Annotated in this window: 19 protein-coding genes; 13 read left to right on the forward strand and 6 right to left on the reverse strand. The window is 36.4% G+C overall.

Annotated elements, in window-relative coordinates:
• The first annotated feature begins 3 nt into the window (after positions 1 to 3).
• From nosZ to J2Y60_RS18380, 6 genes are all read left to right on the forward strand, one after another.
• The gene (gene nosZ / locus J2Y60_RS18355) at positions 4 to 2013 is read left to right on the forward strand and encodes a Sec-dependent nitrous-oxide reductase (protein WP_309922124.1); all 2010 of its coding nucleotides are present in this window, start codon (positions 4 to 6) and stop codon (positions 2011 to 2013) included.
• A 75-nt stretch (positions 2014 to 2088) separates the two neighbouring features.
• Positions 2089 to 2661 carry a hypothetical protein gene (locus J2Y60_RS18360; RefSeq protein ID WP_166580159.1) on the forward strand — a complete coding sequence of 191 codons (573 nt, stop codon included), beginning with the start codon at positions 2089 to 2091 and terminating at the stop codon, positions 2659 to 2661.
• Position 2662: 1 nt separating this feature from the next.
• A complete protein-coding gene (locus J2Y60_RS18365; RefSeq protein ID WP_309922121.1) occupies positions 2663 to 3103 on the forward strand; it encodes a nitrous oxide reductase accessory protein NosL in 441 nt (146 codons plus the stop codon).
• Positions 3104 to 3112: 9 nt separating this feature from the next.
• Positions 3113 to 4387, forward strand: a complete 1275-nt coding sequence (nosD, locus tag J2Y60_RS18370) for a nitrous oxide reductase family maturation protein NosD (RefSeq protein ID WP_166580161.1) — start codon at positions 3113 to 3115, stop codon at positions 4385 to 4387.
• A gap of 4 nt (positions 4388 to 4391) precedes the next feature.
• Complete coding sequence (locus tag J2Y60_RS18375; protein WP_166580162.1) at positions 4392 to 5138, forward strand: ABC transporter ATP-binding protein; 747 nt, start codon at positions 4392 to 4394, stop codon at positions 5136 to 5138.
• A 174-nt stretch (positions 5139 to 5312) separates the two neighbouring features.
• A complete protein-coding gene (locus tag J2Y60_RS18380) occupies positions 5313 to 6080 on the forward strand; it encodes an ABC transporter permease subunit (RefSeq protein ID WP_166580163.1) in 768 nt (255 codons plus the stop codon).
• 886 nt (positions 6081 to 6966) lie between these two features.
• On the opposite strand, the gene J2Y60_RS18385 is transcribed toward J2Y60_RS18380, so the two are convergent.
• Genes J2Y60_RS18385 through dinB form a run of 3 tightly spaced genes read right to left on the reverse strand, consistent with a single transcriptional unit; the run spans position 6967 to position 11724 of the window.
• On the reverse strand, positions 6967 to 7617 hold the full coding sequence (locus J2Y60_RS18385; RefSeq protein ID WP_309922118.1) for an SOS response-associated peptidase: 651 nt from the start codon (positions 7615 to 7617) through the stop codon (positions 6967 to 6969).
• A gap of 21 nt (positions 7618 to 7638) precedes the next feature.
• Complete coding sequence (locus J2Y60_RS18390; protein WP_309922116.1) at positions 7639 to 10554, reverse strand: DNA polymerase III subunit alpha; 2916 nt, start codon at positions 10552 to 10554, stop codon at positions 7639 to 7641.
• Between the two features lie 3 nt (positions 10555 to 10557).
• Entirely contained in the window at positions 10558 to 11724 is a 1167-nt protein-coding gene (gene dinB, locus J2Y60_RS18395; RefSeq protein ID WP_309922114.1) for a DNA polymerase IV, read from the reverse strand.
• Between the two features lie 1086 nt (positions 11725 to 12810).
• Between dinB and J2Y60_RS18400 the strand changes: the two genes are divergently transcribed.
• From J2Y60_RS18400 to J2Y60_RS18420, 5 genes are all read left to right on the forward strand, one after another.
• Positions 12811 to 14079: an aminotransferase class I/II-fold pyridoxal phosphate-dependent enzyme gene (locus tag J2Y60_RS18400; RefSeq protein ID WP_309922110.1), complete on the forward strand. Its 1269-nt coding sequence runs from the start codon at positions 12811 to 12813 to the stop codon at positions 14077 to 14079.
• 5 nt (positions 14080 to 14084) lie between these two features.
• On the forward strand, positions 14085 to 14774 hold the full coding sequence (locus tag J2Y60_RS18405; protein WP_309922106.1) for a TetR/AcrR family transcriptional regulator: 690 nt from the start codon (positions 14085 to 14087) through the stop codon (positions 14772 to 14774).
• A gap of 32 nt (positions 14775 to 14806) precedes the next feature.
• Positions 14807 to 15745, forward strand: coding sequence for an AraC family transcriptional regulator (locus J2Y60_RS18410; RefSeq protein WP_309922102.1), 939 nt, complete (start codon positions 14807 to 14809; stop codon positions 15743 to 15745).
• 226 nt (positions 15746 to 15971) lie between these two features.
• On the forward strand, positions 15972 to 16349 hold the full coding sequence (locus J2Y60_RS24795) for a MauE/DoxX family redox-associated membrane protein (RefSeq protein ID WP_409014237.1): 378 nt from the start codon (positions 15972 to 15974) through the stop codon (positions 16347 to 16349).
• 40 nt (positions 16350 to 16389) lie between these two features.
• A complete protein-coding gene (locus J2Y60_RS18420; RefSeq protein WP_309922096.1) occupies positions 16390 to 16686 on the forward strand; it encodes a hypothetical protein in 297 nt (98 codons plus the stop codon).
• A 47-nt stretch (positions 16687 to 16733) separates the two neighbouring features.
• On the opposite strand, the gene J2Y60_RS18425 is transcribed toward J2Y60_RS18420, so the two are convergent.
• From J2Y60_RS18425 to J2Y60_RS18435, 3 genes are read right to left on the reverse strand one after another with little or no spacing between them, the layout of a single operon-like run.
• Entirely contained in the window at positions 16734 to 18116 is a 1383-nt protein-coding gene (locus tag J2Y60_RS18425) for a RagB/SusD family nutrient uptake outer membrane protein (protein ID WP_309922092.1), read from the reverse strand.
• A 36-nt stretch (positions 18117 to 18152) separates the two neighbouring features.
• Positions 18153 to 21389 (reverse strand): SusC/RagA family TonB-linked outer membrane protein, encoded by a 3237-nt coding sequence (locus J2Y60_RS18430; protein ID WP_309922091.1) that lies wholly within the window; start codon positions 21387 to 21389, stop codon positions 18153 to 18155.
• Between the two features lie 38 nt (positions 21390 to 21427).
• On the reverse strand, positions 21428 to 22669 hold the full coding sequence (locus J2Y60_RS18435) for a TlpA disulfide reductase family protein (protein WP_309922088.1): 1242 nt from the start codon (positions 22667 to 22669) through the stop codon (positions 21428 to 21430).
• Between the two features lie 579 nt (positions 22670 to 23248).
• On the opposite strand from J2Y60_RS18435, the gene J2Y60_RS18440 reads away from it, so the two are divergent.
• Together J2Y60_RS18440 and J2Y60_RS18445 are read left to right on the forward strand one after the other, a co-directional pair.
• Positions 23249 to 23779 carry a helix-turn-helix transcriptional regulator gene (locus J2Y60_RS18440; RefSeq protein WP_309922085.1) on the forward strand — a complete coding sequence of 177 codons (531 nt, stop codon included), beginning with the start codon at positions 23249 to 23251 and terminating at the stop codon, positions 23777 to 23779.
• A gap of 122 nt (positions 23780 to 23901) precedes the next feature.
• Positions 23902 to 24993 carry a hypothetical protein gene (locus tag J2Y60_RS18445; protein ID WP_309922082.1) on the forward strand — a complete coding sequence of 364 codons (1092 nt, stop codon included), beginning with the start codon at positions 23902 to 23904 and terminating at the stop codon, positions 24991 to 24993.
• Positions 24994 to 25162: the final 169 nt, after the last annotated feature.

Raw genomic sequence — 25162 nt, forward strand, 5'->3', positions numbered from 1 at the left:
AATATGAACTTAAAGTCTATTATAGGAGGAGTTGCAGTAGGTATTATTGCAGTTGCTCAAATCAGCTGTAAACCCAACAACAAAGGAGGTGTCAGTGGCAGTTCTGAACTAGCAGGCGACGCAGCTCAAAAAGTATATGTGGCGCCAGGCACACACGATGAGTTTTATAATATCGTTTCGGGAGGTTTTAATGGACAAATTTCTATTATAGGGCTTCCTTCAGGACGCACACTTAGAGTTATTCCGGTATTTTCTCAAAGCCCAGAAAATGGTTATGGTTTTAGTGAAGAAACCAAACCTATGCTCAACACCTCACATGGATTTGTACCTTGGGACGACTCGCACCATATTGCCCTATCCACTACCAACAGTATTCACGACGGTCGTTGGGCATTTATTAATGGCAATAATACTCCAAGAATAGCCCGAATCAGTCTAAAAACGTTTAGAACTGAAGAAATCATAGAATTGCCTAACTCAGGCGGTAATCACTCTTCGCCATTTATTACCGCCAATACCGAATATGCTGTTGCAGGTACTCGTTTTTCGGTACCACCCGACGACAAGGCTGATGTACCAATTAGTTCTTTCAAGAAAAACTTCAAGGGTTATATCAGTTTTGTAAGTATTGATAAAAATACAGGTCGCATGGGCATCAAGTTTCAGCTCAAAACACCTGGCGTAAGCTTCGACTTGGCTCGTGCTGGTAAAGGGAAGTCGGCAGATTGGTTTTTCTTTTCTACCTATAATACTGAGCAAGCCAACTCGCTTTTGGAGGTAAATGCTTCACAAAAAGACAAAGATTTTATTCTGGCGGTCAATTGGAAAAAAGCTGAACAATACCTAGCACAAGGAAAAGGGAAAAAAGAAGCTGCTAAATATGCACATAATGTGTATAGCGACAAAGTACATTCGGCAACATCAACCATTATGACAAAAGTAATGACGCTTGACCCCAAAGAATGTCCAGATATGCTTTATTTTATTCCATGTCCTAAGTCGCCACATGGTTGTGATGTAGACCCAACAGGACAATACATTGTTGGATCGGGCAAATTGGCTGCGGTAATTCCTGTTTTTTCATTTGATAAAATGCAAAAAGCCATTGCAGCAAAAACTTTTGATGGAAACTTTGACGGAATCCCTGTACTCAAATACGATGCAGTGTTGCACGGAGAAGTACAAAAACCAGGTTTAGGACCACTTCACACGGAATTTGATGGAAAAGGCAATGCCATTACCTCGTTTTTTGTATCGTCTGAACTTGTTCGTTGGAATATCGAAAAGCTAGAAGTTATCGACCGTGTACCAACTTATTATTCTGTTGGACACTTGAGTATTCCTGGAGGACCAACAGCCAAACCTTGGGGTAAATATGTAGTAGCTTATAACAAAATCACAAAAGACCGTTATTTGCCAACAGGCCCTGAACTAGCGCAATCGGCTCAGTTATATGATATATCGGGAGATAAAATGAAGTTATTACTCGATTTCCCAACCACAGGAGAGCCACACTATGCCGAATCTATACCTGCTAGTTTGATTGAGAAAAACTCAACCAAAATTTTCAAAATAGAAGAAAATGCACACCCATATGCTGCCAAAGGCGAAAAAGAAGCTAAAGTAGTACGCAAAGGTAATGAGGTACACGTGTACATGACTGCCATTCGTTCGCACTTTACTCCTGACAATATCGAAGGTGTAAAAATGGGAGATGTAGTGTATTTCCATGTAACCAACCTTGAACAAGATTGGGATGTGCCACATGGCTTTGCTATCAGAGGAGCACTCAATGCTGAGCTATTGATTATGCCTGGCGAAACCCAAACCCTCAAATGGATTCCTACCAAAGTAGGTGTAACCCCAATGTATTGTACTGATTTTTGTTCGGCATTGCACCAAGAAATGCAAGGATACGTAAGAGTCTCTCCCGCAGGAAGTAACGTGCCATTAACATGGGGTACTGGCAAAAATCCTGTTGCTGAGGCTGAACAAAAAGTAGCTAAAAAATAGCAAGCGCCAATTCACTTTGTAAAATAACTAGTCTATGAGCTGTAATAGGCTCATAGACTTCAAAATCATCAAAAAATGAAGCCACTTAGTAAAATCTCTCAAGTTCTTATAGCTCTAGGTGCGCTTGGGTTAATAGCCACCTATTTTACTCCCTTGTGGCGCATTGACTTATGGGCACCACAATATCCAGAAGGGCTATCTATGCAAATTTGGCTAAATAAACTTTCAGGACAAGTTGATATTATCAATGGTCTGAATCACTACATTGGTATGGCACATATCAAGGAAGAGATGTTTCCTGAGTTCAAAATTTTACCTTATTGTGTTGGTTTCTATATTGTTGCGGGGCTTGTAACAGCTATTTCAAAAAGTAAGAAAATTTTACTGAGCTTTTTTATACTTGTTGTTCTTGGAGGCGTTTTGGCTCTGTATGACTATTGGAAATGGGGTTACGAATATGGACATAATCTTAGTCCAGATGCTGCCATAAAAGTTCCTGGTATGTCTTATCAGCCTCCTATGTTGGGCTACAAAGAACTCCTCAACTTTGGCGCTTACTCTATTCCTGATATAGGCGGTTGGTTTTTTATACTACTTGGTTTAATCTGTGTTGGTACTACTGTTTATGAATTCAAATACAATCGCTAAAATGAAATTTTCTATCATAATCCTACTTTGCATTGGAATAGCCATGTCGGCATGTACAACCCAAACAGAACCCATCTATTATGGAAAAGATAACTGTGGTTTGTGTAAAATGACTATTATGGATTCCAAATATGCTACCGAATTAGTAACTCCTAAAGGTAAGGTCTTTAAGTTTGATGATTTAAGATGTATGGTTATTTTTATGAAAACCAACCATACATCTTCTGCCGATTATGCACATCTTGTTGTCAATAATTTTGATAATCCTCAAGAGTTTATCAATGTTACAGAGGGTACTTTTGGACAAGGCACTCTATTCAGAAGTCCCATGAGAGGAGACTTGGCTGCTTTTAAAAGCCCTCAATTTTCTCAAAAATTGAAAGAAAAAGATGCAACTATAAAGTTTTTTTCGTGGACTCAAATCCAAGAAATGTTTAATTAATAGTTCGATATGAAAAAACTAACGGTCATATTCATTTTACTTTCACAACTAACTTTTGCTAAAACGTGGAAAGTAAACAATACTTCGGAGTTATTGAAGAGTGTTGCTCATTCATCAAAAAATGATAGTGTCATTGTCAAAAAAGGAATATATCATATTACAAATCTTATTATTGACAAACCTATTTATTTGATTGGTGGCGAGTCTCAACCACAAAATTACCCCATCTTTGATGCCAACTATAAAGGCGAAATTATTACGGTAAAATCTTCGGGAGTGTATATCGGTAAAATTGAATTTCGGCATGTTGGCGAAACCAGCTCAATCGACTGGGCAGGTATTAAAGTGCTAGAGTCCAGTAATGTGACTATTAAAAATAATTATTTTAGAGATTGCTACTTTGGTGTTTATCTATCGGCTTGTACCAAAATTCAAGTGCTTGGCAATACGGTTATTGGGCATCCTAAAGAAGAGCAAACTACAGGCAATGGTATCCATGCCTGGAAATGTGACAGTATTCAGATTGCTAATAATTATGTGCAGGGGCATCGTGATGGTATTTATTTTGAATTTGTGACCAACTCTTTGATTCGCCAAAACTTTACCACTCAAAATATTCGCTATGGTTTACATTTTATGTTCTCACACAACGATACTTACGAACTAAACCAGTTTGTGAATAATGGAGCAGGAGTGGCAGTCATGTACACCAAGCATGTTACTATGCGAAGTAACCTTTTTAAAAATAATTGGGGTGGCGCTGCCTATGGTATTCTCTTGAAAGATATTTCGGATAGTCAAATACAGCACAATCAGTTTATTTCCAACACAGTAGGAATATATCTTGAGGGGTGTAGCCGAACCAATATCACTCAAAATGAATTTTCGAATGATGGTATCGCCATGAGAATTCAGGCTAGCTGCGATGACAATTTGATTCAAAATAACAATTTTATTGCTAATACTTTTGATATAGCAACCAACGGAAACTCTGTATATAATACTATCTCAAAGAATTATTGGGAAAAATATGATGGCTACGACCTCAATCATGATGGCATCGGGGATGTAGCGTATAGACCCGTGAGTTTATTTTCGACCCTTATCGAAAGGGTTCCTCAAACCATGATGCTATTACGGAGTTTTACGGCTAGTCTTTTGGATAAAATAGAAAAAATTATCCCTAGCCTTACCCCTGAAAACCTAAAAGACGAATCTCCGCTAATGAAGCCTATTCGACTAGTACCATTTAACCCAAAAGCTGTAACCGTCCAAAAATCATAATCCAATGATAAGATTTGAAAATATCAGCAAGACATTCGGAAAACATACCGTTTTACAGAATATAGCTCTCACCTTTGAGCAGGGACAAGCTGTGGCAATTGTCGGTCCAAATGGTTCTGGCAAAACTACACTTATCAAAAGTTTGCTTGGTATGGTTATACCAGATACAGGATCTATATATGTTGATAATCAGAATATTAAACATGATTTCTCCTATCGCTCCAAAATAGGATATATGCCTCAGATAGGGCATTATCCCCCCAATTTATCTATTCGTCAGCTTATTGAGATGATGACCGATATTAGAAAAGGTATTATAGACAGCAAACAGCTTGATTTTGACATTATTAAAGATTTCGAGCTTGAAAAAATTTATGAAAAAAAATTAGGGACTCTTTCTGGAGGCACCAAACAAAAAGTGAGTGCAGCTTTAGCCTTTTTATTTGATCCACAAATATTAATTCTCGATGAACCTACAGCAGGATTAGACCCCCTTGCTAGTGAAATATTGAAGCAAAAGATATTTAAGGAAAAAAATAAAGGGAAACTAATTCTACTTACTTCTCATATTCTTTCTGACTTAGAAGAGCTATCTAGTCATCTTCTTTATATCCAAGATGGTCAAATACAGTTGTTTAAGCAACTAAGTCAGTTGAAGGAGGAGTATGACGAAACGCGTTTGAGCAAAATTATAGCTCGACTCATGCAAGTAAAATTAAGTCCTAGTCTTCCACAACCTTACTGGGTATAAACAGAAGTGCATAGATAGGAGTGATTTTTTCGGGTTTAGTTTCTGATTACCAGATACTTATATCAATAATTAAATCAATTGTGTTTTGCATTGTTGCGCTTTAGGTAGTAAGCCCAATAAAATATTTATCGCTTTCTGTGGGTAAACTCACAACCCTTTCTAATTTCTGAAATCATGAATAAAGTTATCAAATATGTAATCTATGATATTCTTCGCAACAAGTTTGTGATGAGTTATACGCTGTTGCTGTTATTGGTAAGTTTGGCTTTTTTTGGTTTTGAAGCCGACGCCAACAAGGGCTTATTGAGTTTGCTCAATATCATTTTGATGGTTGTCCCTTTAGTAAGTATTATTTTTACAACTATACAATTTTACAACTCTTATGAGTTTTTGGAGCTGTTGTCCGCACAGCCTATAGGGCGCAAAACAATTTTTCTGAGCCAATATTTAGGTATAGGAATATCACTTTGCTTAGCATTTGTTATTGGTGTGGGCTTGCCTACGATTTTATTAGAAGGTACAACCAAAGGACTTACACTAATTTTGTGTGGATTGTTGTTGACGCTAGTTTTTGTTTCGTTGGCATTGTTAGCGTCTGTTTGTACCAAGGACAAAGCAAAGGGTATTGGTATAGCCTTAGCAATATGGTTTTACTTTAGCATTGTTTACGACGGATTTGTACTTACAGCCTTGTTGTCTTTTAGCGATTATCCTTTAGAAAAAGCATCCTTATTTTTTACTACTCTCAATCCATCTGACTTAGCTCGTATTATTATATTGATGAAACTCGATATTTCGGCACTTTTGGGAATGACTGGAGCTATCTTTCAGCAATTTTTTAGCTCAATCTTAGGAATATTTATCGCTATTGTACTTTTGATACTGTGGATTATAGTCCCTGCGTGGAGAGCCTTGGCTATTTTCAACAAAAAAGATTTGTGAAATTACTTCAGAAAAATACTCCAAATAACAAAAGGAAGGCATGGACAGGTTTCTACACCAAACGAAAAGTAGAGGTCTGGATTATCTTTTTCAGTAAAAGTATCAGGTATTTATACCTGTTTTAACTAATCTGATTTATTATTTTTATATAGAATAAATTGTTCGTTCCGAAGTTATTGAATTCAAACATAGATCAAAATGAATCCGAATAATTTATTGAATAAAAATCTTCAAAATGCCCAAGAATCTTATCTCCAATTTTTTGTTTAATTAAACCTAATCTTCACGACATATTTCTTTTTTAGTGCTTGGTAAATATAATTCTATTTTAATATACAGAATAACTGGTGTTGAAATTGTTAAATTGAATGATTTAAATGATAGAGTGTTTGATTATGCCAGAAGTAAGATAAGAATACTATATTTTGTCGCAAAAACTACCTTTTATTGCGACAAAATATAACAAAATATCAATTCAATGTATTGATTATGAAGTGATTGTAAAGATAGAAAAAGCGAAGGAGAGATAGCTTTTTTGCCGAGGATTTTCTTTCTTTTGAGACTGCTAAAGCTGTATTTAAAGCTTTTGAATGTTTGGATCTCAAAGGAGTGCTACTAGTGTAGTTTTTGTGGTAGATCTTCAGATGCTTGCATTTTATTCATATAATGGTATCATATTATTTTCATTAAGTGAATAACTTTCGTTTTCGAGATACAATTTTTGAAATGTAATAAATCGTTTGGTTTATCTTCAAGCATCTGATGCATTTCACTAAAAAACTTATCTGTCTAATCCTGCATTGAAAATCGTTGCCAATCAAATATCGCTTTTATAATTCCATAAAAAAATGATGAGCTGGTTAGAGATAAAATAATCCATTGAGATTTAAAATACAACCTTTGCTTCCATCAATCTCTCATCAAAGGTTTTAATAATATATCCCAAATCTTTTGCTTCAGGATTTAGCCAATCTTGATAATGCTCTTTTGGAATAATCAGTGGCATTCGCTTTTCAGTTTTTTGATTATTTTTTTGTATCTCAGCAATTAGAGGATTTGCTGGGACTGTAATAATGGCAAACGACCTAATGTAACTACCCTGCTTTTGAGGATTCTTCCAAAAACTCCAAATTCCGCCGATTGCAAAACAATCTTCATCCTTTAATCTTAATATATAATTGATGCTGTTTTCTTTCTTATTCTCAGATTTTCTTTCGTAAAATCCATCAACAATAACTAAGCACCTTCTATTTACACAATCTTTGTAAGAAGCAAGCTCATTAATTGATTCAGCTCTGGCAATTAGTGTTTTTTTTCTAATAGTTTTTGCTTTTTCAATTGATGCCCAATGAGGTATTAAACCCCAATAAACATTCGCAATTAATCTAGGGTTATCATTCATGATTATTGGAGTTCTTGGATTATCAAATCCATTTACCAATAATTTTGGCTCATACTCTGTACCTTCATAGAATTCAGCCTTAAAGGCTAATTCTAACTTCTCTTTCTTACTGTTGAGTAGTGTGTAATAGCACATATCATTTTTATTAAATTATACTTATTCCATTCGTGGGTCAACTATAAATGGCAATTTTTGCATCCAATTTATTTGAATGGAGCAATGACCATACTCGACACAAACTTTTCCTTTTAAATGATAAACTCCTTTCCCTCTAAACGGATACATCTTTGTAGCATTAGGGAAGTGAACTGTATCAAAAAATTCTCCTTGTTCATCAACCCAATACCCAAAAAACATTCGTTCACCTTTTTTGGTCCTTGTTGGTTTTAGACTAACTAAATAGCCCAAAATTTCAATAACTTTCCCGATTCCAGTTGACAAATTACTCGCAAAATATTCACAATTTGGCTTTTGAAAAACTAATAAAAATGGCTTTTGCAAAGTAAATCCAAGAAGTTCAAATTCATCATAAATGTCTTCAGCAGGATGATGATAGAGTGATGGTAATTGATAATGTACGTCTTCTACATAAAATAATTCTGAAGTTTGCAATGTGTTCTTTTTGTTTACTTTAAAATGTGTTTCCCAAAGCAGTTCTTTTTTTGAATATCCAAACATTCTAAATGCTGAAATCCTAATCAAAATAATCATTTGCTCAAGTCCGATATAAACTCTTTTACAGAAATCATCAAAAGAGCTAAATGGTCTAATATTGCGTTGCCCAATTATTTGATTGATTGTTATCTTTTCAAGCCCTTTGACATGTATGAAGCCTAAAGTAATAATATTACCTTTTAAGTCTGTCAGTAAATTGCTACCATTAATATCTGGTAGCTCAATTATCGCACCTACTCTTTTTGCTTCATGTATATAAAACTCCGTTTCATAAAAGCCACCGAAGTTATTTATAACACCAACCATAAACTCATGAGGGAAATATGTTTTTAAGTAAAGGCTTTGATAACTTTCGACAGCATAGCTTGCAGAATGTGCTTTTGAAAAGCTATAACCAGCAAAGCTTTGTATTTGCCTCCAAACTTCTTTAGCAATATCATCATCGTACCCAAATCTTTTACAATTCTCAAAATACTGTTCAACTATTTTATCGAATTCTAACCTCGAACGATATTTTCCAGACATTCCTCGCCTAAGTACATCAGCTTGAGCTAATGATAAACCTCCGAAACTATGAGCAACCTTTATCACATCCTCTTGATAAACCATTACACCATAGGTTTCAAATAACAGTTCTTCCATTTTTGTATGAATATATTCTACAGTCTCTGGATTGAGGTGTCGTTTTATAAAAGTTCCCATCATTCCTGAACTGGCAACACCAGGTCTAATAATTGAACTAGCGGCTACTAATGTAATGTAGTCTTCACATTTTAACTTCCAAATGAGTTGTCGCATGGCAGGAGATTCAATATAGAAACACCCCATTGTTTCATGCTTTTTGAGTTGATTTTTGATGTTTTCATCATCTTTGAAATCCTGTATCGCATGGATATCAATACTAATTCTCTTATTTTTCCACACTAAATCTACTGTATCTTTAATGTGCCCTAAACCTCTTTGAGAGAGAACATCAAACTTTGCAAAACCAATATCCTCACATGTGTACATGTCAAATTCACCTATTACAAAACCTTTTGGCATAGCTAACAATGATGTGTAATTTGTTAGTTTTTCTTCACTTATTAAGATACCCCCTGCATGAATACTTAAATAGTTAGGAAAATCTTCCATTAGCTTGCCATATCTAAGAATAAGTCTTGTGTATGAATTTGATGGGTTTTCTCTATAACTACTTACCAATTCATCTATCTCATGTTTGGGAAGCCCGAAAACCTTTCCGAGTTCTCTGCATGCAGATGAATAATGAAAGGTTACATGAGTTGCAAGTAAACATACATAATCAGCACCATATCGTTTAAACGTGTAGTCGATTATCTCATCTCTTTCATCCCAACTAAAATCCAAGTCGAAGTCTGGGGGAGAGGTTCTACTTGGATTAATAAACCTTTCAAAATATAAATCAAGTAAAATAGGGTCAACATCGGTTATCTCTAAACAATAAGCAACGATTGAATTTGCTCCTGAGCCTCTACCTATGTGGAAGTACCCCCTACTGCGTGCATATTTTATAATATCCCATGTTATAAGGAAATAGCTACAAAAATCAAGTTGGTCGATTATTCTAAGTTCATTATCAATTCTTGATTGAGCCTCCTTATTATTTACACCGTACCTTTTAATCAAACCATCTTTAGTAAGTTTTCTCAGTAATTCAAGGTCATCTGCTTTAGAAGTGGTATAGAATTTTTTATTTTTAGGAGTATCGAATTTGAAAATAAAATCACATTTTGATATTAGCTTTTTAGAGTTTTCAACAAGCTCTGGATAGTTTTTAAAATGGTTTATCAGTTCGTCTGGAGTAACAAAATATTCATGTTCTTTTGCTTCCTTTGATTTTGGGAGTTTACTAAGCAAGCAATTACCATCAACAGCACGTAGTAAACGATGAAGGTTATAACCTAATTTATCTAAAAAAGTTACAGGATGAATTACCACAAATTTCTTGTAGTCATATTTATAAAGTTGATGTATTTCGTGTAGTTGAACACCAATAAACTCATTCTCATTTAACACAAATTCATTACATTCTAAAGGATAAATTGTACAAACATTTAAAAAAGAAGGAACACGGTTGGGGAATGGCTCTTTTGAAAGATTATATTTATTTCTGAACTCATTTATTTCACTTAGACCTTCTTGATTCTTTGCTAAACAGATAAATTGTAGCTTGTCGTCAACCCTAAACTCAACCCCCACAACAGGCTCAATGCCTCTTTTTTTACAAAGCGATACAAAATCAAAAATTGCTGAAGTACTATTTATATCAGTTAGTGCGATTTTTTTAATCCCTAATTTAACAGCAGTTTCAACTAATAACTCTATCGAAATAGTACCATACCGAAGGCTAAAATATGTATGACAGTTTAAGTACATTAATTACTCAGGTTTTCTTTTGTTTAAATCGAAGTTAAAAGCTCTTCCTATTGAATCAGTCCCATATCTGTTTTTAATGTTATCTATTGCTCCATATAAGCTAGCCAATTTAGCACTGTTGTCATAGAGTGAAAGTTGTTGTTGCCCACGTACTAATTTAGATGCCCTAATCCCAATAAGTCGTATCAATATTCTTCTATCAAATAACTTTTTAAATAGTTCAATGGCATGATGTATTAAGTCATGGTCTGCTGAAATTGGAGCTACATTTATTTGTCTTGTTAATGTATCAAAATTGCTATATCTAATTTTAAGTGTAATACAGCAAGTACAAAAACCAGATTCTCGTAAATCATAGCCCAGTTCCTCTGCCAATTTGCTAATCAATCTGGATAAAAAAACAATATCAATTGTATCCTTTTCCAAGGTTATTTCTTTCGACTTTGATTTTTGTTCAGAATAAGGAATAACCGGTGTATCATCTATTCCATTTGCTCTTTCCCATAATAGCTTTCCAGTTTTGCCAAAAGTGTTTTGAAGTAGTTTAACTGGCATTTGGCTTAAGGTATCAACGGTCAGAATACCCATATTTCTCAATGTTTGGGTAGTAACTGAGCCACAAAAGGGAAGTTTAGAAACTGACAGTGGAGCTAAATAGCTTTTTTCATCTCCCTGTAATATTTGAATTTGACGAGCTGGCTTTACTTCATTAGTGGCCACCTTTGAAACGGTTTTATTGGTTGCTAATGCCATCGATATTGACAAACCCGTTTCGGTAATAATCTTTTGTCTTAATTCTGAAGCAAATTTCCATGTACCCAAAAAACGTTCAAAGCCTGTTAGGTCGGCATAAAATTCATCTATTGAAGATTTTTCAACGATGGGAGCACTTTCATAAATAATGTCCGTAACCATTGATGAATACTGTGAATAAGCTTCATAATCTCCTCTCAAAACAACAGCATCCGTACATAATTGACGAGCCATTCTCATAGGCATAGCTGAGCGAACCCCAAAAGTACGAGCCTCATAACTACATGCACTTACAACACCTCTATCTGAAAGACCACCAACAATGACAGGTTTGCCATTAAGCTTTGAATCTCGCAACCTTTCCACAGCTACGAAAAAGCAATCCAAGTCCATGTGGACAATAGCTTTATCAATCATTACTTCTTATTATTTTGAATACAAATATTATTCATTTTTAATCATAATGCCAAACAAAATAAATAATAATGTTATTAAAAATAAATAAAATGGCTTATTTGAATAAAAAATGTATTCAAAATCGAATAAATTGAAATACCTTAAAATGAGAAAAGCCCATCAATTGATGGGCTTTTAATGCTTGAGAAATAATAGTTTAGGCAAAGTGAAAACGATATTTATAGAATTATGTAGTTTTTATGCCAAAAAGATTGATGAATATGATTTTTTAGTCCATCATGAATTGAATTCACCAAAGAGTAAAAGTTAGACCATACTTTGTGTCCAAGTTTTTAGCTACTGTATTTAAAGCATATAAGCTTCCTATCTGATAGATTTTCAAATAAAACCGTTTCAAATTTACATTTTTAGCATATGAATACCTGATTTATAAATTAAAACGAATATATTTTTTCCTTTTAATTGCTATTGGAATAGTGAAAAAATCACATCCCTTTTTTGCTATTTTAAAAAAATTGATTAACTTTATATCAATAGGTGTAGAACTATTAACTAAAATAGCCTAAGGGATTTTCCCTTAGGCTATTTCTTTATAATTATCTTCAAAGATTAAAATCCCTTTCAAAGAATGTAAATCTTGTTACAAAATTGGTTCAATCAATCACAAACTTCATTGGATAGCTATTGATTTTGCAAGAATCGCAGAATGGTTGTGTTTTAACTATATAATATATCTCTTAAAGAAGATATATTATATGATTTTTTATTAATCAGACATCTAATGAATAAAACTATAATTATAAAAAATAGCATAATTAGCTCATAATCAATACTTTTATTATAAAATATTCTATTTAATTTTGATTTCGTTAGATATTTTATTTCATTTGATAGAGAATTATTTTTGATTATGGATTTGTAGGTACTTCCACCGCCTTCAAATTCATAGTTGATGCTTAACAAGGATTGCGTTTACTTCTCTATCTGCTTTGATATATCCATGAATTATTGATTGCCTAGAAGGTAATACTTACCTGTAAGGGCGACGAGTTTGTTAAAATGTTAATTCTTCAAATATTAAGCAGTATGGAAAACTATCTATCAAACAAAAGCTTCAAAGATTATGAAGACATCCCTAACTTGGATATATTCCAAAGGGCAAAGGCACATGAAGAGTACCTTGATTACCTCAAAGTCAGCGGGTACATGAACTACCGATTACTAGTAAACTCAGGTTGTGGCCCTGAAGTCGAATTAGCTGAGGATGGAGATATTAAAAAGGGAAGTTATGTGAGCTTCGTATGCAATGACTATCTGGGCTTTACACAACATCCAGCAATTAAAAAGGCAGCTATTTCAGGAATTGAAAAATATGGTACTGGAGCTGGCTCGTCTCCACTAATAGGAGGCTATTTTGATTATCATCAGGAATTAGAGGATAAGCTTTCCACTTTTTTCAAAAAGCCTAAGGGTTCTTCTATTGCATACACTACTGGTTATACTTCTAATAGTGCGTCCTTGCAATGTTTGTTAAAACAAGAAGATATCGCTATTGTAGATATGGCTGTACATGCTAGTGTTTACGAAGGGATACAAGCAACCACGGTCAAGCGTTTCTTACATAATAATCTGGATGCCTTAGAGCGTATACTCTCAAACGTCAAGGATAAATACAGAACTAAAATGGTCATTGTTGACGGGGTTTATTCTCAGGATGGAGATTTAGCTCCCTTAAAAGAAATTATTACCCTTACGCATCATTATGGAGGCGTTGTTCTGGTAGATGATGCTCATGGGATTGGAGTAATCGGTAATACTGGACGTGGGGCGATGGAGTACTTTGAAGTGATGGACAAAGTAGATATCATTACTGGAACATTCAGCAAGACATTTAGTAATGTAGGAGGTTATTTGATAGCAAACCCTGAACTGATTTCTTACTTACAGTTTCAATCCAGACAGTATGCTTTTTCAGCGGCAGCGACTCCAGCTATTTCAGCGGTGAGCAGGGCTATTGAGCTAGTTGATGAAGAGCCTCATTGGCAGAAAAAGTTATGGGAAAATATAACCTATTACAAAAAGGGTTTAACAGACTTGGGATTGGATATTGGTACTACAAATTCTGCTATCATCCCTGTAAAAATCGGAGATGTACAGAAAAACTGTGAGGCGGGAAAGTTACTACTAGAATACGGTATTTATACTAACCCCATCATGTATCCTGCGGTATCACTCAAGGACTCAAGGATAAGAATGAGCTTGATTGCCACCCACACCAAAGAACACCTAGATAAAGCACTAAATGCGTTTGATTATGTCAATAAAAAGTTGAACATTGCGAAATCTATGAAATAAAAGCAATGGGCAAACAAAAAAATACAGATTCCGAACAAAAAAGTGAAAAGTCAAGAAAAGTAACGGCTGGTCCCATCAGAGAGAAAGCTCGATCAATAACAAGATTAGTAGCAGCAGTAGGTGGGGTTATTCAAAAGAAAGGATATACCGGTCTGACTGGACCAAATATAGCCAAAGAAGCTGGTTTAGATAAAAAGCTTATCTGGACTTATTTTGGTAGTATAGACAATCTGGTGGAAACCTATATTCTGCAAAGGGACTTTTGGAATATGGCTGACCAGAAAATTATTTCGGAATTACTAAAGAACCCAGAAAACATCGGGAAAAAAGACATCACAGCCTTGCTTCATGGGCAGTTGGAGCGGATGATGAAAGACAAAGTGCTACAACGGATTATTCATTGGGAAATTGGAGAAAAGAATAAAACACTTCGTAAGGTAGCAGACGAAAGAGAAAAAATAGGAGAGCATTTATTTGAGATTATCGAACCAGACTTCACAGACACTGGCGTGGACATAAGAGCTAAGCTGGCTCTTCAGATTGCGGGTATTTATTATCTTGTCCTTCATGCCAAGTATAATGGCAGTTTATTTTGTGGAATAGATATTAATAAAGTGACGGATTTGGAACGTTTACAAAAAGCAATACAGGATAATGTAAACGCCATGTATGATGAGGCAAAAGTGAATAAATAGCTTTTATTCACAATTATCCTTTTTGTTTAATTATGAATGAGCCGTATGAATTTCTATATGACTATCCGCCCAAAAGCATTCAACAGGCATTGCCTGAAAGTTGCCTTTATTCTTTTGCCAAGGCTCAAAAATCACTGTACACCTTGTTTGATTCAGCAAGTTTGATAAGCCAGAGACTCAATTTTCGACCCTTTTACATTGAGTTGCTGGAAGTGAACAATGATTTGCCTTTCCGAATGACTTATAGGGTTACTGAAAAGCAACATTTCTTATTTTTTGTACTACATGGCAGCATAGATTTCACCGATACTGAAGGGCTTTTTATCTCTCATGCCAGACAGGGGTATTATGCAATGACTTATAATGATATAGGTCTATATCGGGTAAAGATGCCACCTGGAAGAAACATCGTCTTATGTATCTCCATATTGCCAGAATGGCTAACATTTGTGACTAAAGATTTACCCGTTTTAAAGGAGTATCTGACTACATTGGAAGCAGGAGTATATCCAAACGCCATGTTGCCCTATTGTCAAATGGATTTACATATACAAAGAAGGCTCAAAACGATTTATTCTGAGATTTCAAACGGTGTTGGTTCTCTTGACGGCTTGCTAAGACTACAAATTTCAGGAATATTGGAGCGGTACAATGTATTGGCTGAGCAGCAGTTGAACAGTATCCCTTATAAGGTAAAGAATTACCTAGACAGACATTTCTACGATACAGACCTTAATTCCCAGCAAGTGGCTGACTATTTCGGAAGAACCGAACGTACACTCAGAAATCATTTCAAGGCAACTTTTAATATCACCATACGAGATTACTATACTTCGTGCCGCTTACGTCAGGCTTTACTATTGATGAAAAGTAAAAATCTACCAGTGAGTGATGTCTTTTACCAAGTGGGGTATAATGATGAAAGTACATTCAGGTATGAGATGAAAAAGTACAAAATACGGATGGCATAAACAGTAAATAGGTGTGTCAAAATACAAGGAAAAATGATTGAAACGAAATAAGGTGAAAAATTGGAAAGGAGGGAGGCTGATTACCCTGAAAACCGTTCCAATATTCTGTTTCGTATATCAAGGAAGGTTATGAACTTTGTCAGGTAAAATCATTACCAATATGAAGATAAAGTTGATACTCCTGATATTGCTGACACTTTGGATACCCGTAACGGTAGATAAAGTCATGGATTTTGAAATCTTTAAGACAGGCATCCTCAAACAACCCTTCGATGATACTTTGGGGTATATTCTTATCTACACCCTGCCTTTGCTGGAAGGTCTTACAATACTATTTCTTCTCATCCCACGGATGCAATACTATGGGATGCTACTTTCTCTTGGCTTGATGTTAGCCTTTACGACTTACGTAGGTCTTGCCCTAGGCGGAGCTTGGGAAGAACTACCCTGTGGATGCGGGTCTGTAATTAGTTGGATGAACTGGAAACAACACTTCTGGTTTAACCTATGTTTTACTACTCTAAGCGGATGGGGTTTTTATCTAGTGAAACTAAAGCGAAGCAGTGACGCAGGAGACGTTACCGCTGAGGGCGTGCCGGCCTAATGGCTAAATAAATTTTCAAACCTTATAAATTCAAAAAATCATGAAAAATTTAATGAAGAAAAACCTCTTGTTTGTTTTTGCCCTATTTATAGCGACAAGCACCATGTCCTTTAAATTGGCAGAGCAAAGAAATGTAGTCGATTATTGGTTTGCTGTAGATGTTGATGGTGACACCATTATAGGTTCTACAGATGCCCCATCACCAGTTGATGACTGTAATGAAGAAAACTCCTCAAACCTTTGTAAAATTCGTTTGAATACTGCTAGTGCACCAGCTACAGTAACACAAGCCAACGCATCTAACCTCGTTACAGGGGATGCTCATAGAACACCTTGATTAAAAATTACCCGGTGCTTCTATTTTAGAAGCACCGGGTATCACATTTATCTAGTATTTTGAGCAATACCGCCCAGATTAATCACATTGTCAGGGATAGGCCAAGTATATAAATGTTCTTGCTCAGGAGATAATTCATATCTCTTATTCCCCAGCACCCTAACAATTGTTTTGGCATAAGCAGTTTCTGTTCTTAACCTTCTCAGGTCACTCCATCTCACTCCTCTGAAGATTAAACTCTTACGTCTTTCATTCAAAATCTCCGTCAGGATATTTTTTGTATGCTTCATCGTTTTAGGTTGATAAGCACCTTTTTGATAGCGATGAATCAGCAATTGATTAAGATCCTTGAGTGCATCCTCATGATTCCCCAGTCGCTCGTTGCACTCTGCCCTAATGAGATAGACCTCATCAAGGGCAGGAAAAGGATTGTAAGTGGCATAACCATTGTATGTTCCTTTAAAAACATAGTATCCATTTGATACTGAAAAATAAGTAGCCGCTCTTAAATCTCCAGCCCCGTAGGAGCGTAATAAAGTTGTATCTATTTTCAGGAAAGAAGCAAATGTCTGCGTCCTAATCATGGCATCAAGCAAAGTTTGCTCCGTATTTCCACGAGCATACAGGGGAAAAGGGAAATTTAAATTACTATTCACCTCACTATATGCTATTAATACATCCGAGATAGCTAAACACTTCTCCGCCTGTTCTTTGGCCAGCGCATATTCTTTCATTTGCAAATAAGTTCTAGCCAGTAGCGCATATACCGCTTGCTTAGAAGGGCGAGTTTTCTCCTCAGCCATGACAGGAAGTAAGTCTCCAGCCTCAGTAAGATCCTGCACAATTTGTCTGTAAGTATCTTCAATACTCGCTCTTACATTGAGCTGATTGATGTCGGAAGACAATCTAATCGGAATTCCCATTTTTTGATTAGCCGTCTGCTTTTGATAATCATCACAGAAAATCTGAGCCAATTGGAAAAACTGCCATGCCCTCCAAAACAAAGCCGTTCCTTTTATCCTGTTCCATTGCACCTCATTTTTGTGATTTCGTTCAAGCTTAGTAATGCTTTCCAACACAACATTGGCATAGAGAATTTTCTGATAGGCATTATTCCATCCAGGACACTGCTGCCCTTCGTAGATGTCTTTAGCCCAGACATAGCCATTTTTTTGATAAGGGTTGGTCAGTGAATTCCAGTCTGTTTCGTTCAAATAATAATCATCCGTCCCTATTTCACCCATGATTAATAAAGCATTAGCATTCAGCAAAGTAGTATTGTCCATTAAAGCATCTAAGTCTTTTAAGGTAGCAGGTACAGCCAGCTTACGATTGGGTTCAATTTCCAAAAAATCCCCATAGCAGGAAGTCATCAAGAGACTGAGTACACAGTAGCCTACCCAATATAGGATTGAATAAATATTTTTCATGTTCTTAAGTTGTTGATTTTTTTAAGCATTCAAGTATTACATGTCCATTTTAAATCCCAAAGAATAAGTTCTGATAGGAGGATAATCTGAGGTTGGGAAATCTGGGTCTAAGCCTGCTTGATTGGCACGCCATAGTATTCCTATGTTATTTACATACATGAAAACCGACACATTGCTGAGTCCTAGTGTAGGAGCAGATAACTTGTAACTTAGATTGATGTCTTTCAACCTAAGATGCGCTCCGTTTTCAATCAGTCTTTCATTGCTTAAATAAATATTATCACGAGTCGTATTGGCAATAAGCGTAACTGCTGGAACAGCTGTGTGTAATTCATCCCCAGGAGATTTCCATCTTGCTTCATAATCCCGATGTCCCCCGCCATAATTAATCAGATTGGAATAGTTGATACTACTTCTTCTGAACTGATAGCCAGTTTTGTAAACCATATTAACACTAGCAGTCAATCCCCTCCAAGTAAAGGTATTTCGAATACTGCCAAAGAATACCGGCACAGTAACCCCCATTTCCTTGAGATTAGCTTGCTGTAATGAAGCCCAGTAAGCAGCATAGTTTTCACTCAGAGCACCAGTTTTGTTATCATACACCTGCATGGCACCTGTTGTAGGATTTAGCCCATACCAAGGCAAAGCATAGAGTATATCCAAAGATTTACCTTGCGTTGCAGGCGCACGCCCAGCGTTGGAGGCTGGAAGAAAGGAAAGCAAGGTAGGAGCTTCCGCTGCATTGTATTTGGTTACCTTGTTTTGTGTCCAAGAGGCCATTAGCACTGCTGACCATTTAAACTTACCCGTAGTAATGGCAGCATTGATTTCAACATCTGCACCTTTGGTGAGCAGATTCGCATAATTGATTCGATTGTCAATGGTATATAAACCAGAAGCAGATTGGAAAATACCCGTCGTAGGATCCAGAAAATCATAGCCGATGAGGTCTATTCCAGCTTTTTCATAATACTCCAGGCTTCCTCTAATTCTGTTATGAAAGAAAGAAAAGTCAGTAGCCATATTCCAGACCACTACTTTTTCCCAGCGTAAGTTAGGATTGCCGGTAGTGGTTATACGTGCATAAGGATAATTGGTAATGACACCAGATGACAGAGAGATATTAGGAAGTGCACTTACTTGCTTATTGATATTCCCATTAACCCCATAAGTAGCCCTTACTTTTAGTAAGTCAATAGATTCAATACCTTGCATCCACTCCTCTTTTATATTCCAAAGAAAACCCACCGACCAGAGGGGAACACCCTTTTGGTTGGTTGCTACGCCAAAAATATTAGAAGCATCCCACCGACCACTTAGAGAAAGCGTATACTTCTTATCGTAAGTATAAGCTAGATTAGAAAAGTAAGAGAGATAACGGTCAGTCAAATACCCAATATCGTTGACAGGAGAAGGTATTCTTCCAGATGAAATAGGGCGTAATTGATAACTCGTCTCATAATTGAGATAAGGAGCACTGGTGAGTATTTGGTCATCATACCCGTATAGCAAGTAACCTGGACCAGATTGAGAGCGGTCTTGTCTGACTTCAGCACCTGCGAGGGCATCCAATTGGTGCTTAGACTGAAAAAGTCCACTATGTCCAGCATAACTATAATTGAGTTGTACTCTTCCATAATGACTATCTCCACTGCTTTGATTCCCCGATAGAATCCCACCAGAAGGTATCACACTGGTGCCATTCGCTTGGGTAAATCGGTTCACGAGGTCTCTGACGTAATAGGTTTGTGGAGCGTAATATTGGCGGGATACTCCTTGCGCAAGACGAAATTGATATTTTACTTCCAAGGCTAGATTTGGAATCAGCGCATAACGAATTCCTGCATTCACCCTTGTTTCATTATTTTTGGAAGTTTTATCAGAAAGAGCAAGTTCATCAAGGGGATTAAAAGCCCAGTTGAGTAATCCTTGAGATTCTGCTGAGGCGATGTAAGGTTGACGGTATTTATACGGAATAGCAGTTGGCATTCCATTGTCATCCCCAAGGCTTGTATAAGACTGAATGGCACCACCTTCCCGAGGAATGAGGTCTGTTCTCTCTAGTCCGTTATTGCTAAAATGCTGGAGGGCATAATACAGACTAGTAAAGAGTTCTAGCTTTTGGCTTAATCGGTAGGTAAACTGATTATTCAGGGTTATTCTCGAAGAACTAAATCCAACGTTCCCAGAAAGATTTTTGTCAAAGCCAAGAGAGGTAATATATTTCAGGCTATTGTTTCCTCCTGAAATATTTAAGGCATATTGCTGATTCAGGCTTTTTTGATAAAGGTTAGCGAGCATCTCTTTCCTAATGTCCTTCGTGGCTAGCCGTTTCAATTGCCGCTCCATTTCTTCAGAGGAAAGCTTTCCTTCTTGTCTAGCAATCTGAATCTCAATCGCCTCAGGCAGTAATGTCCAGTTATTTTGTTGAAAACCTCCCTGCGCAAAGCGCAATCGCTGGAAATCTATCAGCTCCTGTGAAGCCAAGAAGGAAGGATTATAAAACAAATTTGGCTTTTCCCCAACAGTGAAATTAGACTGAAGACTGACCGAAGTTTTTTGATTGTATTTTCCTTGTTTAGTAGTGATCACGATGACGCCATTTCCTGCCCGAACACCCCAAATGGACGCTGCTGCGGCATCTTTCAGGATCGTAATATCGGCTATATCATTAGGATTGATACTATTAATGTCTCCCTCATAAGGAAAATTATCTACCACGATTAATGGAGCAGTATCGGAGAAAATGCTACTCACCCCTCTGATTCTAAGCTCCGAGCTAGTTCCTCTGGGTGTTACAGCGCTTCTGTAGAACTGAAGAGCGGGCGTAATCCCCTCTAAACGACTGATGATGTCGGGACTTACACTCCTGTTGATTAGCTCATTGCTGATGTGAGTGAAAGAACCAGTGGCACGCTCCCGACTGATTTTGGAATATCCTGTAGAAACGACCACTTCATCAAGGGCAAAGGATTGTCTCTGCATCAACAAACTTTCAGGGAGTGAACGGTTATCAACAGCGATAGCCATTGTCTTAAAACCGATACTAGAAATGACAAGGGTATCAACTGGGTATTTACTAAGTCTCATTATCTCAAAAGAGCCATTGGCATCTGTGATGGTACCAGTAGCAGCACGCACCAGCCTGACAGAAGCTCCTTGTATCGGGTGGGCGTCTGTAGCGTCCAGCACCCTGCTTTTTAATCGTTGGGCATAGAGCATGGCGCAATTTCCCATCAATAACATAAACAATAAGAAGAATTTTTTCATTAGCTTGAAGATTAAATGATAAGGATTAGATGAATGAATTAAAGCGTTGCATATTTCACGATGATGACGGGTATTTCCTGCTGCTGCAATACTAAATCAAGCCCAATCTTATTGAGCTCCTGTTTGATAGTGGGGATGGTCAAGTTTGCTTTGTTTAGCCGAATGGATACATTTTGTTTAGTGCTAGTCCTGTCAATAATGGGATATGGCTGTTGTGCCAGTACAGCGATGACGTAATTGGTGAGTTGCTCAATGGGTTGGTTCTCCATGACAAAGTAGTTCTCTATCTTATCAGAAGAAACAGCATTAGAAAACCCAGCAACAGATGATGAACCATCTCGATTGATAATCGCATAACAAGGCAATTTCTTTTTTCCCAATACGGCGATGATTCCCTTTTCAAGCTTGAAATAGCGGTTGATGTCTTGCTCCATCAACTGATAGAGTGCTTTTCTTGAAATATTCAGGGAAGAGTCAATGGCTAGTTCGTAACAGTAGGAATGTTCTTTTAGCCATTGGTAGTAGGCTAGATCCTTTTCATAAATACCTGTTTTCTGCCTATGTGTGCCAATCAATTCTTCTTTGAGAGAATCACTTATCTCCCAAACGATTCGGTTAAATCTCCCAGCGTAAGGAATATCGAGTCTATACATTTCATAAATAAGACTACGGAATGGTACATTGTAAGCCCGAATATTGCTAGCACTTCTGGTGATTCCTCCGATATTGACGTTGATGCGTTTGGAGAGTAGAGACCGTATTCGGGTATCCTTCAGACTACCACCGTTTCCATCCAAAAAGAGGGGTATATCACGGTTAAAGCTGACAGGCGGGGTACTGTTTGAAAGTACAAAAGCCTCTCCGTTTAATGCACGGTGTAGATTATAGGTATTGGTATATTCTAAGGCAGCAGACGCTCCAAAGAACACACCATTTCTAATCCATATTTGATGAGGGATACCTGTATGGGGGAAATAGCTCTTTAGCAAAGTGTCTTCCACCACGGTAGGGAGGCTCCATGCCCTTTTACGAAATAGAGTAAGAGCCTTACTACTGTTTTCATAAGTGACAGGCAGGATTACTACAGCCGAGCCAAACTGCTTTTGCAAAGAATCTAGCTTACTGAGTGATTTAATGCAAGGTGCGCACCAAGTAGCCCAGAAGTCTAGGATGATTAGTTTATCCTTATAGTCCCTTAGGGTCAAGGTTTGTTTGTCTTGGGGATGGTTAGCCAATTGAAGGGACAAGTTCCAAAGCTCAGGTGGGATATTGTCTCCCACCTTAAGCGCCTGAGCGGTTAGATAATGTACAGATATGAAAAAGTAAAGGCATAGCAATGCCCTTACGCAGATTTTTGCGTTCATGGGTTTTTTGTTAAGATGAATGTATTAAAACAATAGAGGATAAGCCACCTTACACAGGCGCTTTGATGATATTCTTATAGCGCTGTTTAGGGCATGCACCGACATCAAGGCCGTACAGAGCCTTAGCATGATTGGGATAAAAAAAGAAATGTTTCATAACTCGCACCTATTTTACGAGTCTCTTGCAGAAGGCTATAAAAGCAATGTAGCTCTGGGAGCTACCCACCGCTTAGCAAGGTTCCGACGCCTTCAGGAACGGTTGAGGGTAGCAGCCCAGATGCTACAGTGCCTACAAAAATAGACAAAATATCATTCTGGGCGTCAAATCTACCTCTCTCGTCCTAGTTCAAATTGTCGGAATTTGCTAACGAGACTTTTAGTTCGACACCTATTTTTCGTTTATAACGAGAAATAATGAATTAAACTTACAAAACAATTTCTAAAAAAGCAAATATTTGCACGTTTTGAAATCATTTACTTGTTCAAATTAGCCACATGGCTAATTACAGTAAAGAAATATTACAAAATAACGTTTTTAATCTTCTTCGTTTTTCAGGTATTACATATGAACAATTTGCTAATATTCTTGAAATTTCATTACGAAAATTGAAATATGTTAAGAATGGAGAATCTGAATTTTCGATAGCAGATGTTAGTAAAATCGCTATATTCTTTGATAAGAGTTTTGCAGAAATTACAACAAAAAAAATTGAAGTTGATAGAAATTTCAGGAATGAACTTCTAAATATACATCGCAAAAATGTTGAGTATCGTAAGATATTGGAAGACCGCCCTTCAATACCCTATGCTATTGAGTTCATACTTGTTTTTGACTCAGAATTTGAAAATTCAGAACTTGAGGTAAAACAGATTCTGCAAGTCTTTAGAAAATATGGTTGGGATTATAGAAGCCCTTCAGTTTCAAAAGAATTGAAGAAGATGAAAAATATAATCTTATCGAAACCTCACCACGAAAAGAAGGGTACAAATTTATATTCAAAAGCTATTTTACAACAGAATGTTTAAAAATAAGTCACTTATTAATTATGAAAAGCTAATAATGGCTTTTTAATGTCTATTACTTAGTTTTAGAAAAAAATAGCAAATATGTGTATATTTACGAGATAGGCAATAGTAAAATGACATGTATGCTAAAAATTGAAATCAGACATAAAAATGAGAACTCGAACAACAAATACGTTGTAGTAAATGACGTTGAAGATATTGATTCGTATTATTCAGATAGATATTATCCCTCTGTCTATATATATAATGAAGATGTTGAAAATATTTTGACTTCACATTCATTCAATGAAGTTGGAAAATTCTTTTCACAAATGAAATTTTCATATGTCTTCAATTGGTGGGAAAGCACAATAAGATTTGACGTAATCACAAATGATTATTTTGAAAATAAATACCCTGCAATAAGGATTGACTTACATATTGAAGAATTGGAACACTGGGCGAAACCTTGGAGTATAGAAAGCGTTGCAAAACAGTTTGAAACTAATGTCGTTAAGCTGAATAACAAGACATTAAAATATTGGCAAGATGAAGAAGGTATACTTAATGGATTTGGTGTTGAGTATTTTCCTGAAAATGATTTGACCATAATTGATGATGAGTTAGAGACTGTTCTCACCTTATTAGAAAACCTTGCTGTTGAGACAAATCGAGATTTGTTAGCTTCAATAGACAATAATTCCGTTGTGACTTTTTTTCAATTCCCTAATGAGTCAAAAACTGCATGTAAGCAATACTTATTATACTTCGCTCAATTTTTAGCTGACATAGGAGTTGATGCCGACACAGAAATAAAAGAAGAATTACAGCAAACACTTTTTAAGGTAATACCGACAGACAAAAACCAAAGTTTGGAACAAATTCGACAAGCCCTTTCAGTATATCTGCAAGCACCAAGCGACAACACTTTATCGACACAATTTGCAAACAATTCCGACATTGCCATTCGACAGTGGGAAGCCAACATTTTTCACTTGAAATCGCAATTAGCTTTAGTGACAAGTATCATTCAAGCAAAAGAAACAACAATAGAAATGCTTCAACTTTCAAATTATCAATATAAACAGTTACTTGAATCACACAGCGACTCAAAGGACAAAAACAAAGAAGACATAATAAAAGGAATTGTAACAGTTGATAAGTTTGAAACTAAAGGACTGACAATTAACATAGCAGAAATAATCAGACGACTTAAACGAACAATTGGAAGATGAAAACTACAGCCTAGAAAGCAATATTGAACTTAGGCTCTGGTAGTGGTCGGCTTCGGTAGTTTATTTATAGAGTTATCGTTCGATTTGAAGATATTGGAAGAGTAGGTTTTGCCTGCTCTTTTTGTTTTTAAAGCTTGTTTCTCATTTATAGTTATATCCATGTTTCAAA

Source organism: Arcicella sp. BE140 (genome assembly GCF_031456255.1).
In the GTDB taxonomy this organism is placed as follows: Bacteria; Bacteroidota; Bacteroidia; order Cytophagales; family Spirosomataceae; genus Arcicella; species Arcicella aquatica.

Coding starts and splice junctions, on each gene's coding strand:
- J2Y60_RS18380 (WP_166580163.1), top strand. CDS start 5,313: ATGAATAAAGTTATCAAATATGTAATCTATGATATTCTTCGCAACAAG.
- J2Y60_RS18365 (WP_309922121.1), top strand. CDS start 2,663: ATGAAATTTTCTATCATAATCCTACTTTGCATTGGAATAGCCATGTCG.
- J2Y60_RS18420 (WP_309922096.1), top strand. CDS start 16,390: ATGAAAAATTTAATGAAGAAAAACCTCTTGTTTGTTTTTGCCCTATTT.
- J2Y60_RS18405 (WP_309922106.1), top strand. CDS start 14,085: ATGGGCAAACAAAAAAATACAGATTCCGAACAAAAAAGTGAAAAGTCA.
- J2Y60_RS18445 (WP_309922082.1), top strand. CDS start 23,902: ATGCTAAAAATTGAAATCAGACATAAAAATGAGAACTCGAACAACAAA.
- J2Y60_RS18375 (WP_166580162.1), top strand. CDS start 4,392: ATGATAAGATTTGAAAATATCAGCAAGACATTCGGAAAACATACCGTT.
- J2Y60_RS18440 (WP_309922085.1), top strand. CDS start 23,249: ATGGCTAATTACAGTAAAGAAATATTACAAAATAACGTTTTTAATCTT.
- J2Y60_RS18400 (WP_309922110.1), top strand. CDS start 12,811: ATGGAAAACTATCTATCAAACAAAAGCTTCAAAGATTATGAAGACATC.
- J2Y60_RS18410 (WP_309922102.1), top strand. CDS start 14,807: ATGAATGAGCCGTATGAATTTCTATATGACTATCCGCCCAAAAGCATT.
- J2Y60_RS18390 (WP_309922116.1), bottom strand. CDS start 10,554: ATGTACTTAAACTGTCATACATATTTTAGCCTTCGGTATGGTACTATT.
- dinB (WP_309922114.1), bottom strand. CDS start 11,724: ATGATTGATAAAGCTATTGTCCACATGGACTTGGATTGCTTTTTCGTA.
- J2Y60_RS18385 (WP_309922118.1), bottom strand. CDS start 7,617: ATGTGCTATTACACACTACTCAACAGTAAGAAAGAGAAGTTAGAATTA.
- J2Y60_RS18360 (WP_166580159.1), top strand. CDS start 2,089: ATGAAGCCACTTAGTAAAATCTCTCAAGTTCTTATAGCTCTAGGTGCG.
- J2Y60_RS18430 (WP_309922091.1), bottom strand. CDS start 21,389: ATGAAAAAATTCTTCTTATTGTTTATGTTATTGATGGGAAATTGCGCC.
- J2Y60_RS18425 (WP_309922092.1), bottom strand. CDS start 18,116: ATGAAAAATATTTATTCAATCCTATATTGGGTAGGCTACTGTGTACTC.
- nosZ (WP_309922124.1), top strand. CDS start 4: ATGAACTTAAAGTCTATTATAGGAGGAGTTGCAGTAGGTATTATTGCA.
- J2Y60_RS24795 (WP_409014237.1), top strand. CDS start 15,972: ATGGATTTTGAAATCTTTAAGACAGGCATCCTCAAACAACCCTTCGAT.
- nosD (WP_166580161.1), top strand. CDS start 3,113: ATGAAAAAACTAACGGTCATATTCATTTTACTTTCACAACTAACTTTT.